17 protein-coding genes and 1 pseudogene are annotated in these 15,986 nt (G+C 66.0%); 11 read left to right on the top strand and 7 right to left on the bottom strand.

The annotated features are described in order from the left end of the window. The first annotated feature begins 266 nt into the window (after window positions 1–266). Complete coding sequence (locus AB0H42_RS18300) at window positions 267–602, top strand: hypothetical protein (protein ID WP_030519061.1); 336 nt, start codon at window positions 267–269, stop codon at window positions 600–602. 81 nt (window positions 603–683) lie between these two features. Beyond that, window positions 684–1,031, top strand: coding sequence for a hypothetical protein (locus tag AB0H42_RS18295; protein WP_357057140.1), 348 nt, complete (start codon window positions 684–686; stop codon window positions 1,029–1,031). 50 nt (window positions 1,032–1,081) lie between these two features. On the opposite strand, the gene AB0H42_RS18290 is transcribed toward AB0H42_RS18295, so the two are convergent. After that, window positions 1,082–1,237 (bottom strand): hypothetical protein, encoded by a 156-nt coding sequence (locus tag AB0H42_RS18290; RefSeq protein ID WP_357057138.1) that lies wholly within the window; start codon window positions 1,235–1,237, stop codon window positions 1,082–1,084. A 297-nt stretch (window positions 1,238–1,534) separates the two neighbouring features. Here AB0H42_RS18290 and AB0H42_RS18285 point away from each other — a divergent pair, with 297 nt between their 5' ends. After that, window positions 1,535–2,344 carry an RNA polymerase sigma factor SigF gene (locus tag AB0H42_RS18285; protein WP_357057305.1) on the top strand — a complete coding sequence of 270 codons (810 nt, stop codon included), beginning with the start codon at window positions 1,535–1,537 and terminating at the stop codon, window positions 2,342–2,344. A gap of 208 nt (window positions 2,345–2,552) precedes the next feature. After that, window positions 2,553–3,350, top strand: a complete 798-nt coding sequence (locus AB0H42_RS18280) for an SDR family oxidoreductase (RefSeq protein ID WP_357057136.1) — start codon at window positions 2,553–2,555, stop codon at window positions 3,348–3,350. A 176-nt stretch (window positions 3,351–3,526) separates the two neighbouring features. Here the strand turns inward: AB0H42_RS18280 and AB0H42_RS18275 are convergent, their stop codons facing one another. Further along, a complete protein-coding gene (locus AB0H42_RS18275) occupies window positions 3,527–3,766 on the bottom strand; it encodes a hypothetical protein (RefSeq protein ID WP_357057134.1) in 240 nt (79 codons plus the stop codon). A 381-nt stretch (window positions 3,767–4,147) separates the two neighbouring features. On the opposite strand from AB0H42_RS18275, the gene AB0H42_RS18270 reads away from it, so the two are divergent. Continuing rightward, window positions 4,148–5,269, top strand: a complete 1,122-nt coding sequence (locus AB0H42_RS18270) for a hypothetical protein (RefSeq protein ID WP_357057132.1) — start codon at window positions 4,148–4,150, stop codon at window positions 5,267–5,269. A 689-nt stretch (window positions 5,270–5,958) separates the two neighbouring features. Here AB0H42_RS18270 and AB0H42_RS18265 read toward each other — a convergent pair. After that, window positions 5,959–6,408 (bottom strand): VOC family protein, encoded by a 450-nt coding sequence (locus AB0H42_RS18265; RefSeq protein ID WP_357057130.1) that lies wholly within the window; start codon window positions 6,406–6,408, stop codon window positions 5,959–5,961. Between the two features lie 35 nt (window positions 6,409–6,443). Next, a complete protein-coding gene (locus AB0H42_RS18260) occupies window positions 6,444–7,673 on the bottom strand; it encodes an FAD-dependent monooxygenase (protein WP_357057128.1) in 1,230 nt (409 codons plus the stop codon). Between the two features lie 246 nt (window positions 7,674–7,919). Here AB0H42_RS18260 and AB0H42_RS18255 point away from each other — a divergent pair, with 246 nt between their 5' ends. Continuing rightward, window positions 7,920–8,897, top strand: a complete 978-nt coding sequence (locus AB0H42_RS18255) for a GntR family transcriptional regulator (protein ID WP_357057126.1) — start codon at window positions 7,920–7,922, stop codon at window positions 8,895–8,897. Between the two features lie 199 nt (window positions 8,898–9,096). On the opposite strand, the gene AB0H42_RS18250 is transcribed toward AB0H42_RS18255, so the two are convergent. Further along, window positions 9,097–10,053, bottom strand: a complete 957-nt coding sequence (locus tag AB0H42_RS18250; protein ID WP_357057124.1) for a TetR/AcrR family transcriptional regulator C-terminal domain-containing protein — start codon at window positions 10,051–10,053, stop codon at window positions 9,097–9,099. Window positions 10,054–10,637: 584 nt separating this feature from the next. On the opposite strand from AB0H42_RS18250, the gene AB0H42_RS18245 reads away from it, so the two are divergent. The 4 genes and pseudogenes from AB0H42_RS18245 to AB0H42_RS18230 form a co-directional block, all read left to right on the top strand. Continuing rightward, window positions 10,638–12,191: a serine hydrolase domain-containing protein gene (locus AB0H42_RS18245; RefSeq protein WP_357057122.1), complete on the top strand. Its 1,554-nt coding sequence runs from the start codon at window positions 10,638–10,640 to the stop codon at window positions 12,189–12,191. Between the two features lie 135 nt (window positions 12,192–12,326). After that, complete coding sequence (locus tag AB0H42_RS18240; RefSeq protein WP_357057120.1) at window positions 12,327–13,121, top strand: CPBP family intramembrane glutamic endopeptidase; 795 nt, start codon at window positions 12,327–12,329, stop codon at window positions 13,119–13,121. Between the two features lie 17 nt (window positions 13,122–13,138). Further along, on the top strand, window positions 13,139–13,924 hold the full coding sequence (locus AB0H42_RS18235) for a MerR family transcriptional regulator (protein WP_357057118.1): 786 nt from the start codon (window positions 13,139–13,141) through the stop codon (window positions 13,922–13,924). 25 nt (window positions 13,925–13,949) lie between these two features. Beyond that, window positions 13,950–14,066: pseudogene (locus tag AB0H42_RS18230) on the top strand (recombinase family protein); the annotation flags it as partial. 194 nt (window positions 14,067–14,260) lie between these two features. On the opposite strand, the gene AB0H42_RS18225 reads toward AB0H42_RS18230, so the two are convergent. Beyond that, window positions 14,261–14,647 carry a helix-turn-helix domain-containing protein gene (locus tag AB0H42_RS18225; protein ID WP_357057116.1) on the bottom strand — a complete coding sequence of 129 codons (387 nt, stop codon included), beginning with the start codon at window positions 14,645–14,647 and terminating at the stop codon, window positions 14,261–14,263. A gap of 74 nt (window positions 14,648–14,721) precedes the next feature. Here AB0H42_RS18225 and AB0H42_RS18220 point away from each other — a divergent pair, with 74 nt between their 5' ends. Further along, on the top strand, window positions 14,722–14,886 hold the full coding sequence (locus AB0H42_RS18220; protein ID WP_357057114.1) for a DsbA family protein: 165 nt from the start codon (window positions 14,722–14,724) through the stop codon (window positions 14,884–14,886). 69 nt (window positions 14,887–14,955) lie between these two features. On the opposite strand, the gene AB0H42_RS18215 is transcribed toward AB0H42_RS18220, so the two are convergent. Continuing rightward, complete coding sequence (locus tag AB0H42_RS18215) at window positions 14,956–15,918, bottom strand: ferritin-like domain-containing protein (protein ID WP_357057112.1); 963 nt, start codon at window positions 15,916–15,918, stop codon at window positions 14,956–14,958. Between the last annotated feature and the right edge of the window lie 68 nt (window positions 15,919–15,986).

The following is a 15,986-nucleotide window of genomic DNA, read 5'->3' as shown; positions in this document are numbered from 1 at the left end:
TGAGGAATTTCTGAGAAAAGGGGCGTTGGCGGGCCGCGCGCGGCGGCGACGGGCGGCTTGGACCGCTGTCCTGTTCGTATCGGCTGGTCAGAGGGTATGCCGGACGGCGGAGTCGCGGCGGCGCGCGGCCCGAACACCCAGCGGGCCCGCATTTTCCGGGCCGGGCACCGGCGCGTCGACGGGGGCACCGGTGGTCGTTCGGCTGTAATGGTCGGCGCTCGATCGGTTTCCGTGTGTGATGTCCTCCCGTTCAGGAAGGTTCTCGTATGCGTCGTTTCGTGATGGCTCTGGGTTCGGCCGCGATGGCGATAGCGGTGACATCGGCAGTGGACAGTAGCGCGCACGCCGCGAGCGGGCAGGTCGCACTACGGTGGATCGCCGACGGGAGCCGGGTGGAGAAGGTCATCGACAACCCCAGCGGCTGTATCGATCTCAGCGCGGTCGGGGTGGTCGGCCGGGTGTCGGTGCGCAACCTCACCGACCGGAAGGTCAAACTCTGGAACGGCATCGGCTGCCGCGGCACCTACGGCGGTGGTATCGAACACGGCGAGCACAACGGCCGGTGGGGCTTCCCCGACTGGAGTATCTACATCTCGTCCTGATCCGGGCGACACCCGGCGAACTCCGCGTGAGCGGAGGCGTTTTCGGGGTATCCAGCACATGAGACCCACTGGAGGTGTTGTGTGAAGGCCGAAGACGAGGGCAGCGCGCCCGGCTCGGTGAGCCCGTTCAATCCGGCGGACCCGCTCGACCCGGCGAGCCCGGTGAATCCGGCGAGCCCGGTGGACCCCGTAGACGCGCTCAACCCGGCGGGCACGGTGGTGCCGGTGGTACCGATTGCCGACGACCAGCCGATGCGGACCTGGCTGTGGCCCACGCTGCTCATCTTCGGGCTGGTGGTCGGGGGCGCGCTACTGGTGATGATCCTGGTGAGCACCGCCGATTTCGGTGAGCAACCGGCGCAGGTGACTCCGACCCCCGGGCAATGCCAGACCTTCTGCACGACCACTGTCGTGCCCCCGGAGCGCTGACGGCCGACGGGGACACCCGCACCGGGTGTCCCCGCCGACGGTCCGACACGCTATTGCGCGCCCTGTTGCCCGGTGTCCGGGTCCTCGGCGCTACGCAATGCGGTTTCCAAGTCCCGGCGCAACCGCGCCGCGGTGGCTTCGTCACCCGCGTCCTCGGCCGTGGTGATGTCCTGGTGCAGCTGAGCGATGGTGTCCTGAATGGTCATCGGTCCTCCGTTCTCTCGCTTGGGCGATCGCGCCGCACGACTGTCTGCCGGCTACGGCGCCCGTCATGGTGCGCATGACCGTTTTCGTCGGTCCGAAACACGCTCCCGGCCCTGGCCCGCCACAGGCGTCGGCCGATTCACACTCGCGTGATTTTCAGATCACGTTTCGATCACCGCGTCGCGGGGGTATCCCACGACCAACGAGGTTTGGAAAAGCCCGAGGAGCATCCGGTGAACGAAACGACCGAAGCCACGACCGACCAGCGCGCCGGAGAACGTGCGCCGCGTACCGCCCATGTGCCCGGCCCTGGTGACAGCTACGACAACATCGAACCGCTGTTCGCCGAACTGGCGGCGCTCGCGCCCGAGGATCCGCGCCGGCGGGCGCTACGCGAGCAGATCGTGCACCGCTGCCTGCCGTTGGCCGAACATATCGCGCGCCGTTTCTCCGGCCGCGGCGAAGCGTTCGACGATCTGCTCCAGATCTCGCGGCTCGGCCTGGTCCAGGCGGTGGACCGCTTCGACGGGTCGCGGGGCAGCTCGTTCCTGTCCTTCGCCATCCCGACCATTATGGGCGAGGTGCGCCGCCACTTCCGCGATCACACCTGGGCCGTACGGGTGCCGCGCGGCACCAAGGAACTGCATCTGCGGATCGGCCCGGCCACCGAGACGCTGTACCAGCGGCTGGGCCGGATGCCCACCGCGCGGGAGATCGCCGTGGAACTCGACGCCGATCTCACCGACGTCACCCGGGCGCTCATCGCCGGTAACGCGCACACCAGCAGCTCCCTCGACGCCCCCTCCGACGACCAGGACGACGATATCTCGCCGCCGGCGGTACTGGCCCGGCTCGGCGGGGAGGACCCCTGCTACCGGCTGCTCGAGGACGCGATGACACTGCGCCCGCTGATCGCGGAACTGCCGCAGCGGGAACGGCAGATCCTGGTCTGGCGGTACTTCGCGAACATGACCCAGGTGCAGATCGCCGAACGGCTCGATATCTCGCAGATGCAGGTGTCGCGGATCCTCGCCAAAACACTGCGGACCCTGCGCGAACAGGCGATGGCCGAGCCCGGCGAGGTCGATTCGATCACCACGGCCGCCTGATCCGGGGCCGGGTCCCGATCGCGTTCGCGGGGCGTTCCGGCCCTGTCGGGTCGAATGATTCGGTGTTGGTGACATCATCAACCGGACAAGTCCTGAAGCTCTTGATCGGGCGGACAGTCTCGCTGATCGAACTGTGGCCCGCCTGGGATTCGGATCACGTCGATCAGTAGGGATCCATTGGAGTGGCGTGACTGGTTAGCGTGTGTGCGTGGACCTGAATCTGGACGGCAAGCGTGCGATCGTGACCGGCGGCAGCAAAGGTATCGGTTATGCGATCGCTCGGGGTCTGGCGAACGAGGGCGTGGATGTGGTGATCGCGGCGCGGACATCCGAACCGCTCGAGGCCGCCGCGCGCACGCTGACGCAGGAAACCGGGCGGCGGGTGATTGCGGTCGCGACCGATACCGGTGACGATGACCAAGTGCGCGCGCTGGTCGAACGGACCGTCGCGGAACTGGACGGCGTCGATATCTTGGTGAATTCCGCCGCCACCCCGTGGAGTGCTGGGGCGAGCGGCGATCTGGCGGGAACGGATGATGAGACAGTGCGGCGTGAGGTCGAGATCAAGGTCCTCGGATATTTGCGCACTGCCCGTGCTGTGGCGCCGTACCTGGTCGAGCAGCGGTGGGGGAGGATTATCAATATCAGCGGACTTGGTGCGCGGCAAGCGAATTCGATCGCGCAGACCATCCGGAATATCAGTGTGTCCGCGCTGACCAAGAACCTGGCCGACGAACTCGGCCCGTCGGGTGTCAATGTCACCGTGGTTCATCCCGGCCTGACCAGAACCGAACGTCTTACGGACCGGTTGACTGTCGATGCCGAGAAATCCGGACGCGCGATTGCCGACCTCGAGGCCGAGATCGCGCGCAACACCCTGCGGCGGGTCATCGATGCAAGTGAAGTCGCCGATGTGGTCACCTTCCTCGCCTCTCCGCGCAGTATCGCCATCACCGGTGACGCCGTCGCGGCGGGCGGTGGAGTCCCCGGTCCGGTGTATTACTGATCGACTGGGGGAGTGTGTGCGGCATCGGCAACGAGGACTCTCTGATCGCCAACCTCGAATCCGACGCGAAGTGGTAGCCACTCGACACAGGTTCGAATTCTCCAGACGTGTCCCATCGCACCCCGAACGGGTGGAATCCGCTGATCGAAGCGCAGGTCGCGGTTCGCCACAATCCCTCATGGAACCCTTGCGGCGGTGACATGATCTCGACCACCCGAGATTTGCACACGTTCATCTCCGCGGTGCTGCGCGGTGAACTGCTGCCGGCCGACGAATCCCATCGAGTCCGGGCGTTTGTCGTCGACCGCCGGTTCCTTCCGAGTTCTCCAGCGTTGCCGGTTCAGAAGCTCGGTCTGCACTCTGTCCCAGAATGATTCGATCACGGCTTTGTCGAAGCAGTCACCGATCGACCCCATCGACGGACCAGCCCGGACCGCTGGGCCCGGTCGGTAAGGCCCAAGACGTGAACGGAACGTCGTGCACGGAATGAATAATCGTGCCCGGCTCCGGCGACCGATTCGAAATAGCCATCCCGAGCGCGGTGGTTGCACGAACATGCTATCCGGACACGCGGCTGATGACCTCTGCAACCAACGAACCCGGTTTGCCGACACTTTCGGAGTGCCGCAGACCTATTGCACTAGGTCACTTTCACCATTGCACTAGTTCGATTTGTCGTCAAAGACCTTTGTAAGCCCCGTTATGCAGATATACGATGTACGCAATCGGCAGGCTTGGAACGTCGTATCGACCTGCACTCCACGATCGAGATCGACACGCAAGGATTGGTTGAGCCCATGGCCGGTAAATGGCCCGTACGGCAAGAGCAGGCAACGAACCCCGGTCGCGCTACGGCCACTGCCATCCGGCCGGGGCACTCGCGGCCCGAACGCAGCCGGCTGCGTGCCGCGTGGACTTTGGCGTTGCTGACGACGTTGTGCGCGGAGCTGACGTTCACAGCGGTCGCCGTCCCGATCACCTGGCTGCTCCTCCCCCTGTTACTGGTGATGTACGGTGCGGGCGTCCTGGTCATTCGCGAGGCGGTTGTCCGAGCCGGCGTCGGGTGGCCCGGCCTGGTGGTGCTCGGTCTCGCCTATCAAGTGGCAGAGGACGGACTCGGCCTGCAGGCACTGACCAGCCCGCAGATGTATGGTGCCGCCGACTGGGGCCTGCGCGCCTTCGGCGTCAACTGGACCTACTGGGAATCACAGATCGGCGTCCACGTCGTGCTCAGTGTGCTCCTGCCCGTGATGATCACCGACTTGATCTTTCCCGGACTGCGCAATCGAACCTACTTGGGCACCGGCGGGTTCGCCGCCACCGGCGTACTGGCCGTAGCCGGAGTGTTCGGGCTGCGAGGCATCATCTCGGCCACCGAGGATCCCGGATATCGCACCCCATGGGAATGGACTGTTGCCTACCTCGTGGCGATCGCGTTGCTGGCCTTGCTGGCACTGCGAGTGCTGCCTCGACTCCAGCCTCCGGACGGACTCCGAAGCGACCGGCAAGCACCGCGACCCGTGGTGGTCGGCTTCGTGTCGGTGTACTTGACGATGGCATTCCTGACAACGCTGCTGCCGCTCGGTTTGGGACGGGACCTGTTGCTCGGCGACATGATGTCGCAGCCGCTTCGACTGTTCGTCGCAGCGATGACCGCGATCCCGTTCGCCTTGCTGGTGCTGCGCTGGCGAAGGGCGCGCAACTGGACCGACAGCCATCGCCTCTGGTTGATCGGAGGCATCCTCGTCTCCCACACGGCGTTCATGATGCCCGCCTCACTCGCCAGTGCGTTCGTCGGTCTGATCACGATCTGCCTGGAGGTAGTCCTGCTGATGGCCCTCGGACGGCACATGCGACGACGTGAGACATCATCCGGCCGTCCTCGATCCCGGCGGCAGACACTGCGAAACGAATTCTGACCGGTGTTCCGAGCCCCGCGTAGGTGAGGCGCCCGATTTCCGGCAGCGTCCGGTTTGCCGCCCACGCGATCGAAGCCAATGCCCTGGGAATCAAGCGTCCAGTCCAAAAGTATGCCTCGATTCCAGGGCAGCGACCACCGAATACGGCCGGCCCGAGATCATCTGAGCGGTGTTCTTTCGAGGCGCCGGACGGAGTGATCGTCGATGTCAGCCCGTCCGTGGGGCAGCGGGCGTGGCCGGGCAGCGCGGCCTGCGCCGCGACCAGAACCGGCTCGGACCGAGGCGCGTGACCGTCTGCAAGTTGCTCTTCGGAAGACAACAGATGGCCGGATCCGTCCGGCGGCACGACCAGGTGTCTCGCAACAAGTACAGGAACGCCTGGGCTCGCCCGATCGGACGCGCGGCACCACGGCCGGCCCGGGCCTGCCGTTGCGACCACACCAGAATGTCGGGAGCGACATCGGGATCGAATACTTCATGGTTCGTCGAAAAGCGCTCCCTCGGGCAATGCTCTCAGCCCGAGGGAGCGTGCGTCGTGGCGTACGAGATCCCCGGCCGACATCGATGTCGCCTTTGCCTGCGGCGATCTCGTGCCGCCCTGACTCGGGCGGCTTATTCAGCCCGCTGGACCGGGAGCTGCCGCCGCGATTAGTCCATGCCCGACTCCGGTCGATGTTTGTGAGGCAACGTCACTGGTCGTGAGCGTCGAGCAAGCCCTGGATATCGATCTTCGTCATGGCATGTACCGCCTGCAGGATTCGTTCGGCCGCCTCTGGATCGGCCTTCGCCAGCAGTTCGGTGAGAGCTTTGGGTACGACCTGCCAGGTGACCCCGAACCGGTCGGTCAGTGAACCACCCGGGCCCTCCTTACCGCCCTCGGTGAGGGCTACCCAGGCGGTGTCCACCTCCTGCTGAGTGTCGCAGTCGAGGTACAGCGAGATCGCACCGGTGAAGGTGAACTGTGGTCCGCCGTTGTACGCGATGTAGCGCTGTCCGGCCAGCTCGAAAGTGACGGTGGTGACGCGGCCGTCGGCGTCGCGTTGACGGTCGAGTACCGCCGAGCCGGCGACGAGACTTGTGTAGTGGTCGGCGGCTTCTTCGGCGTGGCCGTCGAACCACAGGAAGGTGCTCGCTTGCATGGTCTTTCTCCTCTGTGTCGGGTTTCTCAGGGTTTTCAGTGGTGTGCGGGGGTTCGGTATTCGTCGAGCTCGACTGTGTCGGCTACTTTTTCCATGCCGCGTCGGACGAGGCGTTTCGGGAGGAACCGCAGCGTCCGGATCATCTGGTTGCGCATCCGCATCTGCCGATGGGTTTCGGGCATGAGGCCGCCGTCGCCGGCGTCGCGGGCGAATTCTTGGGCCCGGTCCACGAACAGGCGCATCTTCTGCTGATAGGTGGCGTAGGCGCGCGTGTGGTCACCGTCGGCGGCGGCGAGTTCACCGGCCAGAATGTAGGCGCCGACGAGAGCGAGGCTGGTGCCGATACCCGACATCGGTGACGCGCAATAACTCGCATCCCCGAGCAACACTGTCCGGTCGCGCGACCAGGTGTCCATCTCGACCTGCAATGTTCTGTCGAAGTAGAAATCGGGCGCGTCCCAGATGGCCTCCAGCATGGCGGGGACCTGCCATCCGTCTTCCTCGAAGGCGCCGATCACGATCCGCTTCTGCGCGTCGATATCGCCCCGGGCGTGGGGCAGTGGCGCCGAGCGCATGAAGAACCCGGTCAGTGCGGTGCCGGGCTCGAGTTGCGGATAGAGGGCCGCGGTCCGGCCGGGCCGGCCGTTGCCTTCGGGCACGGTATACATCAACCGCCACCCGTCGTGCCTCATCTCGATGGGTGCGGTGTACAGCGCCATATAGGAGCCGAGATCGCGCAGGTACCGTTCCTCGGGCCCGAACACCAGCTGCCGGACATTGGATCGCACGCCGTCCGCGCCGACCAGCAGATCGAACCTTCTGGGTTCACCGTTTTCGAACCGGACGTGGACACCGTCGCCGTCCTGTTCCACTGCGGCGACGGCATCGCCGAATACGTACTCGACGTCGTCGCGGCCGGCGTCGTAGATGATCCGCGCCAGATCGGTGCGGCGGATGGACAATTCGGCCACCGGGCCCCCCGAATGCCCGAACACGTCGGTGCCCATCTGCGCGACCCGTTTGCCCGCACCGTCGACGAACGCCATACCCCGGGCCCCGGTGCCGGCCGCCCGGACCCGCTCGACGATCCCCATCCGCGCGGCCACCTCACGCGCTGTGCCACGGATATCGACCGCGTGGCCGCCACTGCGGGGCCCGGGGGCACGTTCCACCACCGTCGGGTCGAAGCCGTACCGGTGCAGCCAGTACGCCAGGGCCGGGCCGGCGATACCGGCACCGGAAATCAAAATGCTCCGGTTCTTCATTGATTCTCCTGTTGTCCTCGTCGAGGTCGATGACCCGTCCCGACGGGGTGCCGGCGAGCGGGGGATGTGTAGCGGCGGACGGCCGCACTACGGTGGGCGCGTACGGTGTATTCCGCTCGTCGATCAGAGTAGGCATATACATTGTCAATCACCAGTTTTGAAGGTAAATAGTGCACTAGGGTACTGGTGTCGGTGAACTAGTACACAAGCCCAATACGTCGACCGTGTCGAAGAATCGGAGGGGCAATGTCCGCCCAGGCGCAACGTCCGGGTCCGCCGTATCAGGTGATCGCCGCGCAGATCCGTGCCCGGATCGTGAGTGGTGACCTGCGGCCCGGGGACCGGGTGCCTTCCATCCGGCAGATAGCCCAACGGTGGGGGGTCGCGGTCGCGACCGCGACCAAAGTGACGGCGCTCCTCCGCGCGGAAGGGCTGATCGAAACGAATACCGGGACGGGCGCAGTGGTCGGCGCGCCCGGGGCCCGGGAACGGTCGCTCGGCCCGCCCGTGGGGCGGAGTCGGGTTACCCCGCGAATGTTGCGGTGGGCGACGCCCACCGGTGGGGAGCCGCACCGCAAGCGCCTGCTTCGATGTGCCATCACGATCGCTGATACCGAGGGGCTCGACGCGGTGTCGATGCGACGTCTCGCGGCCGAACTCGGAGTCGGCCCGATGTCGCTCTACCGCTTCGTCGCGAACAAGGACGAACTGCTTACTCGGATGGCCGACGAAGTCTTCGGTGAACTCGACCTCCCACGGCCGAAGCTGGGCGGGTGGCGCGCCGACCTCGAACGGATCGCCCGCTTGCAGTGGCAGTTGTGCCGACGGCACCTCTGGCTGCCCGAGGTCGTCTCGTTTACCCGCCCCCTGCTCGTACCCGGGATGATGGCACAGACCGAATGGATACTCCGTGCGCTCGAAGGGCTCGGGCTTCCCCCGGCTATCGGCATGCGCGAAGCGCTCACCCTGCATGCGCTCGTTCTCACGGCCGCGCTGTCCGTGTCAGAAGAGGTCGAAGCAGTGGAGAACACCGGCGTCACCCTCGACGACTGGTGGGCGGCGGCGCGCACGCCCGCGCGCGAACTCCTCGGCACCGACCGCTTCTCGCTCCTTACGCGGACTCCCTGGGACGCGGCGGCAAACCCCGACGGACTGTTCGAATACGGCCTCGCGCGTCACCTCGACGGTTTCGCCGTCTTGATCGGGGAACCGCCGACATCCTGACGCTCCATGATGGAATGTCGACACCGAGAGCTCTTCGGCCGATTTGCCGTGCCTCGTGCGCGCACGAGGCCGCTCGCTGCCTCTTTCGGCGAGCGCCTGCCCCGGATGATCTGTGCTGCATTACGCCTCGTCGACTGTGATGCGGGGTGCCGGGTGAGGGGTAAGTTGCACTGGTCCTTGTGCCGGGCGAGCCAGTGCACTAATCCTGTGACGTCTGCGCCACCAGGACGGCGAACCCGTCGAGGTGGCGAGCGAGTCCGTACTCGAACAGTTCGTCCAAGTTCGCGGCAATATCGCCGGGAACCGCTGCCAAGAGGGGAAATCGCCCGCTGTCGAGAAGATCGCGGGCACGGGCCAGCTGTGCCACCTGCCACCCATTATGGGAGACGCCGGTGCTCTGCTCCGCTTCGACTTCCTCGGCCACCGACATCGCCATGGTGAGAACCAGCGCATGGAGGGTGAGTGCTTCGCGCATCCGGACGGCCATGGGCAACCCCAGTCCGTCCAGTGCGCGGAGCACCCACTCCGTCTGCGCCATCATATTGGGCGCGAACACGGGGCGGGTGAACGAGACGATTCTGGGCAGCCAGAGATGCCGTCGACACAGCTGCCATTGTTGCCGGGCGTGGAGTTCGAGCTCAACGCGCCATCCACGCGAACCGGGTTCGGGTAAATCCAGTTCGCTGAAGGCCTCGTCGGCCATTCGGGTCAGCAATTCGTCTTTGTTCGCCACATGCCGGTACAGCGACATCGGCGCCGTACCCAGTGCGACCGCCAGGCGCCGCATCGACACCGCATCGAGGCCCTCGAGGTCGGCTACCTCGATGGCCTTTCGCAGCACCTGTTTCCGGTGCAAAGCCGCCTCCGCGGAAGCAGGTCGCCGGGGCTCGGGCGACGGCCTCGCTACCGCTGCCCGTTTCCGGTTGCCGGGTGTGCTGACCACGGTGCCCGACCCGACCTTCGTCTCGACCAGACCCTCGTCGCGCAGGGTCGCCGTCACCCTGGTCGCGGTCGCTACCGCGACACCCCAGCGCTGCACGATCTGCCGGATAGAGGGCGCCCGATCTCCGGGGCGCAGCTCGCCGCTCGTTATCCGCGCACGAATTTCCGCGGCGATCACCAGGTACGGCGAGTCGGCACGTTCTGACGACGACATATTCCTCCGATCCGCCGAACGGCCGCAAGCTCATCTGGCGAGTGCAAGTGTACTAGTTATATTGGTTGGCTGACCTACACGCTCACTCCTGTAACGCAGGAGTATGCGCAGCATCTCTCGCTAAGGTGGGAGGTGTGCATGGTACACCGTACGCGAGTCCGTCGGATTGTCTCCGGCGCTGAGCCAGCGGCCTTCGGTGAACCGGTACACACAACGCGTCGCCGCTACGAGATTCTCGCCGGCACCACGGTCGCCACCAGGATGTGGCAGGCGCCGGCCGCGAAGAACCACTGTTGTTCCTATTCATGCCAAGCGCTGGTCGGCACGTTGCAGCGCAGTCCGCCTGCGGACCGGGCACGGAACGTGCATGCCGGGAGCCTATTACCGAGCCAGGAACCGACGCGTGCGCCCCTTGACCGGCCGGTCTGATTTCGGTTGCGGTGTAGCGCCCAGCTGTCACAGACCCTCAAAGGCTGCAGCAGTGATCTATATCACGGTTGAAGTTGACCTTGGGTCAGGGTGGACGCTCGTCGCGGCGGCACGAAGCCGACCGGGACAAAACTGATTTCCAGGAGCGAACCACCATGTCGATCACCCTTTCCGCCGAAGACAAGAGCACGCTGCGGACCGCCGCGTATGGTGCCGTGTCGCTGATGGCCGCCACCACCGGCTCGCCCCGCAAGGCCGCTGCGAACGCCACCATCGCGCTGACGTCAGCGACCGGCCTGGTCGGGCACGTGCTCGCCGCGAACACCAAAGACATCGAACTGAAGGGCACGACGGTCGCCGAGCTCGCCGACCGGGTACTGCCGACGCTGACCGCAGCCATGGAACTGCTCGGCAAGCACGCTCCGGCAGAAGCCGGCAACTTCCGCGGCACTGTCCTCTCGGCCCTCGAAGCCGCTCAGGTCGAGCTGGACAAACCCAGCGCTGTAACGGCCGAGATGGCCCGCAAGGTCGCTGCCGCCCTCGACGCCACCCCGGTGGCCGGAGCGGGCAGCGGGGCCGTCGTGCCGAATACCGTTGCCGGGCAGGGTCGCCCGGAGTTGCAGAAGGTGATCGAGGAGATCGTCGATTCCGGGTTCGTCGGGGTGTCACTGCGGGTGAACGATGAGCGAGGTGAGTGGGTCGGCAGCGCCGGGGTTGCCGAGCTGGGCGGGACCTCGAAGCCGCCGATCGAGGGGCACGTCCGGATTGCCAGCAACACCAAGACCTTCACCGCGACCCTGGTTCTGCAGCTGGTGGCCGAGGGCAGGATCGGGCTCGAGACCCCGGCGGCGGACTACCTGCCCGAGTTCGCGCTGGACGAGCGGATCACGGTGCGGATGCTTTTGCAACACACCAGCGGGATCTTCAACTTCACCGGCGAACTCTACGACGATGGGACGGTGGTGCTCGGGATCCCCGCGCCGGGTACCCCCTTGGGCGAGGAGTGGGTGGACCACCGGTTCAAGACCTACCGACCGCAGGAACTGGTGGAGCTGGCGCTGTCCAAGCCGGCGCGTTTCGCGCCGGGGACGGGCTGGAGCTATTCCAACACCAACTATGCGCTGGCGCGGCTGCTCATCGAGAAGGTCACCGGCCGGTCCTTCGCCGAGGAGGTCCGGCGAAGGATCCTGGGTCCGCTCGGGCTGTCGGGCACCGTGGCGCCGGAAACGTCGCCGGAGCTCCCCGAGCCCCACGCCCACGCCTACTACCGATACACGCAGGACGGCGCCGAGAAGATCGTCGATGTCACCCGCCACAACCCCTCATGGACCTGCGGCGGTGACATGATCTCGACCACCCGAGATTTGCACACGTTCATCTCCGCGCTGCTGCGCGGTGAACTGCTGCCGGCCGAGTTGCTGGCCCAGATGTGCACGTCGCATCCGACAGGCATCCCGACCATGGACTACGGTCTCGGGGTGTTCGTGCGGGACCTGGGTCCCGACGGCGGCATCGTCATCACTCACAACGGCGGCCACGCGGGCTACGCGACGTTGATGTACAGCACCCCCGACGGCGCCAAGACCATGACCGCCTCCCTGACCTGCGTCGACGACTCCGCCATGTCCATCGGCGTGCCGTTCCAGAACGCACAGCAGCGGCTCCTCGCCGAGGTGTTCGGCGGCGGGCAGACGAATCACGCCGACTAGCACGCGACCCGGTCGCACCGAACTCGACCAGCTCGGTGTGGCCAGCCACATGTTCTGTCTGCCGGGGCTGTGCCCCGGCGGGTCCGGCACTTTCCAGCCCACGTCCAAACACGAACCGCTCGAGGAACTCTCGCCATGCACAACGTGGAAGCCGCACAACCGAACGGGCTGGTCGAGCGGCTACTGAGCGACCGCCACCCCCTGCCGCTGTCGGTGATGTTGCACCTTGTCCCCGGCATCCTGATCGTCGCCCTCTACCTGCTCATCGCTGAACCGTTCGTCAAGACCATCGGGTTTCCGGCCTTCCTGGGCTGGGCGCTCGCCCTGTGCCTGGTTCTGATACCGGTCCTGCTGGGACTGGGGTGGCTGGGCCGCCGGCACAACGGCCGCTTCTCGCTGCGCGGCGTGCTGCACTACACCGACAGGCCCGTCCCGCGCGGGAAGCTGGTGGCGATGGTCATCGCACTCATCGCGTGGATGATGACGCTCGGGCTCGCGCTGGCACCCCTGAACAACTTCTGCAAAGGCTTCTTCACCTGGCTTCCGTATGCGAACACCGGCGGCAGCGGCAACAACACCTACCTCGACCTGCACGGCTACCCGCACTCGACGCTGCTCACCACAATGGTGATCTGCCTGCCGCTGACCGGAATGTCCCTGCCGCTCATCGAGGAGCTGTACTTCCGTGGTTTCCTGCTGCCCCGTATCGCCTATCTGGGCGGATGGGCACCGGTGTTCAACACGGTCTTGTTCGCCCTGTACCACTTCTGGTCGCCGTGGGTGTTCGTGTCGCGAGTGGTCTTCACATTCCCTGGGTACTGGTTGGCCTGGTGGCACAAGGACATCCGGTTCTCGATCGGGATGCATGTCGGCGTCACCTCGATCGTCGCGACGCTCGGCACCACCGCCTTCGCGCTGAACTTCGGCTGATGAGGAAGGCTGAGCGAATGCGGAACGGAGTCACGATCGGGCAGGCGGCGGCATTCGTCGGCGTCACCGTGAAGACGGTGCGTCACTATCACAAGCTCGGCCTGGTCGCCGAGCCCGAACGCGACAGCTCCGGCTTCCGGCGGTACGGATCGGCCGAGTTGTCGCGGCTGGTGCAGGTCCGCACACTGGCCGCGGCCGGGGTGGCGCTGGCCGAGATCGGGCCCATGCTCGACGCCGACCCCACCTCGTTCGCTGCCGCGCTCGCCGACGCCGAGCAGCAACTCACCGCACGAATCGAAGAGTTGATCACGCGGCGCGACACACTGCGCCGACTCGCCGACGGCGACCGGGCGCTGCTGGGAGACCGCGCGGTGGCGCTGCTTCAGCGAATGCGCGGCCTCGGATTTCTTGCCGACGAGGTGGCGGCCACCAGGGAGGGCTGGGTGCTGGCCAGAGCTCTGGTTCCCGAAGGTTTCGACGACTACCTCACCGACCTCGAACAAGCCTTGGACGACCCTCGCTACGTCGCCTTGATCCAACGCGCCGCTCAGGCCGCGGTGTGGGAACCGGACGACCCCCGCATCGACGAGCTCGCCACCGCGATGGCCGACTATTACCTGGCCAATCCCGCTCATCTGAAAATCGTGACCGGTCTGCAAGCCCGCACCGAGGCCGCGACCCGATACCAGCTGATCGCCCACCACGGCGAAGAGCAAGGATCAGCCGCCGCCCGGGCGCTCGCGCTGGTAGAAACCAAGCTCCGCTCCGCCGGCGTTCGTATCCCCAGACCAGGCACCCACTGACACCCCGGGACTCGGCGCCGACCAGATTCTGTTTCACGAAGATGTCGAAGTACGCACGGGAGGCGACACGATTGTGGCGACGAACCCGGACCGGCTCGGCCGCAATCTTGATGAGTGCCTCAACCTCGTTCACGAGCTGAGGAAGCGCGGTATCGGGGGTCAGGACGCTGCGGGATCCGCTGCCGATCGACACCCCCGACACCTCGGGCATTGCCGAGATCGCCGTGGTGATGCCTCTGCAACTCGCTGGACTCCAGGGTGTTGCAGGGATCGCTGGAACCCGCGGGCGGTGGGGGCCGTGTCACGTGCGGATTGCCTTGCGACGCTTGCCCCGAGTCACCGGCTGTTGTCCCAGCGTTCCTGGGCTGCCCGGATCTCCGACGCGCTCGCGCCTATCCAGGTGATCAGGCCGCAGAGATGGCGGGCGGCTTCCTCACCGAATCCGGTGAGCTCATATGACACCTGCGGGGGTCTGACCGGGACGACGGTGCGTTTCACCAGACCGTCCCGCTCCAGAGTGCGCAGAGTCTGGGACAACATCTTCTCGTTGATCCCCTCGATACGGTCTCGCAGCTGATGGAAACGCCGGGAGCCCGGGCGCAAAGCGGCCAGCACCAGCAGCGCCCACCGGCCGGTGAGATGTTCGAAAATGTCGCGGCTCGGGCAATCGCGGCGGAAGACGGAGTCCTCTGAAGCATGATCCACCTGCGAACTTACCTCCATGACCTGAGCTTACCCAAAAGTGGCTACTTACTTCGAGTAGGTCGCTTACCTAATCCCGAAACATGGACATGGACATGGACGAGGACGTGCTGGAGATAGATGTGTGGTCAGATCTCGTGTGCCCGTGGTGCTACATCGGCAAGCCCAACTTGGCGTCGCCCACCGGTACCGGTTATGCCGGAATCGTTGGATTGGCCGGGCGATGGAAAGCGCAGGTCGATCACCAGCCGCTGTGCTGAGACGCACGGCGTGTATCGGCCGGTTGCTTGTGATGTGGTGTGTTGTTCGGCGGGTTGGTGCGGGGTAGCTCAGCTGAGTCCGGCGATTTCCTGGGCGATCGCGGCGACGCGGGTCTGGGCAGCCGAGACGACACCGTGACGATTCTTGTGGGCTTCCTCGTAGGCGACGATCGCTCGGATGTCGGCGGGGTCGGTCAGTTCTTTGACCTCGGCGACGGCTTGGCTGACGTTCAGCTCGTCGTAGTCGTCGATGGGCAACTCGTCGGGTTCGAGAACACCGGTGGTGGTGCGGATCGAACGAAACGCATCGGCGGCGGTGTCGGCGCCTTCGCTGCGGGTGACCTGCTCGGCGGTTTCGAGGGCGGCGTCGCGGGAGGCCGTCAGGGTCTTCACGGCGACATCGCCCGCCCGCGCGCTCTGGGCGAACAGTCCGCCGAGCGCGGGTGAGGTGGCGCGGACGGTGTCTACGGCCCGGTCCAGGCCACGCGCGGACCAGGTGACCGGGAGGTTGACCAGCTTCACCGCGGTCCCGGCCGCCGCCTGCAAGGGAGTGCGGCGAAGCGCGGCAGGCCCGCCGAGGGCATCCTCGGCCAGGACTATGGTCAGCCAATCCACGGTCGCGGAATGCGCGGTGATCAGCCGATCCGCCAATGCCACCACAGGGGTTAGTTGGGCGGTAGTCGCCAGCGCCTTGAGGTAACGGGCGCGGTCGAGGAGTTGATGTTCGAGGGCGAGGTCGCCGAGAAGGGCCTCGTCGAACGGTTGAGCCTGTTCGACCATTGCCTTGACCGCGGCCGAGGCGCGGCCGAGGAACGGGCCGACTACGTCCGGGACATCGCCCAGATCGCGGATGGCGGCCTCGATGGCTTCGACGCGAGCGCGGGCGTTGTCGGCGTTCTCGGACAACTCCCGGCGCACCGCGTCGGTGCGGGCCTGTGCGGTACGGGTCTCGGCGACCTGGATCTCGGTGGTGGTCAGAGCGAGGATGGCGCGCAACTGCGCCAGCAACGTAGTGGTGTCGGGTGTGCTCATCGAGAATCTTGTCCCTTCGGCGTTGACAGCTTCGGAGGGGCGCAACGCTGCACCATCTGCGGGCTTAC

The sequence above is a fragment of the Nocardia sp. NPDC050799 genome (assembly GCF_040654015.1).
Taxonomy (GTDB): Bacteria; Actinomycetota; Actinomycetes; order Mycobacteriales; family Mycobacteriaceae; genus Nocardia.
The sequence above is the reverse complement of the archived record's forward strand: the minus strand, read 5'-3'. Positions and strand labels throughout refer to the sequence as shown.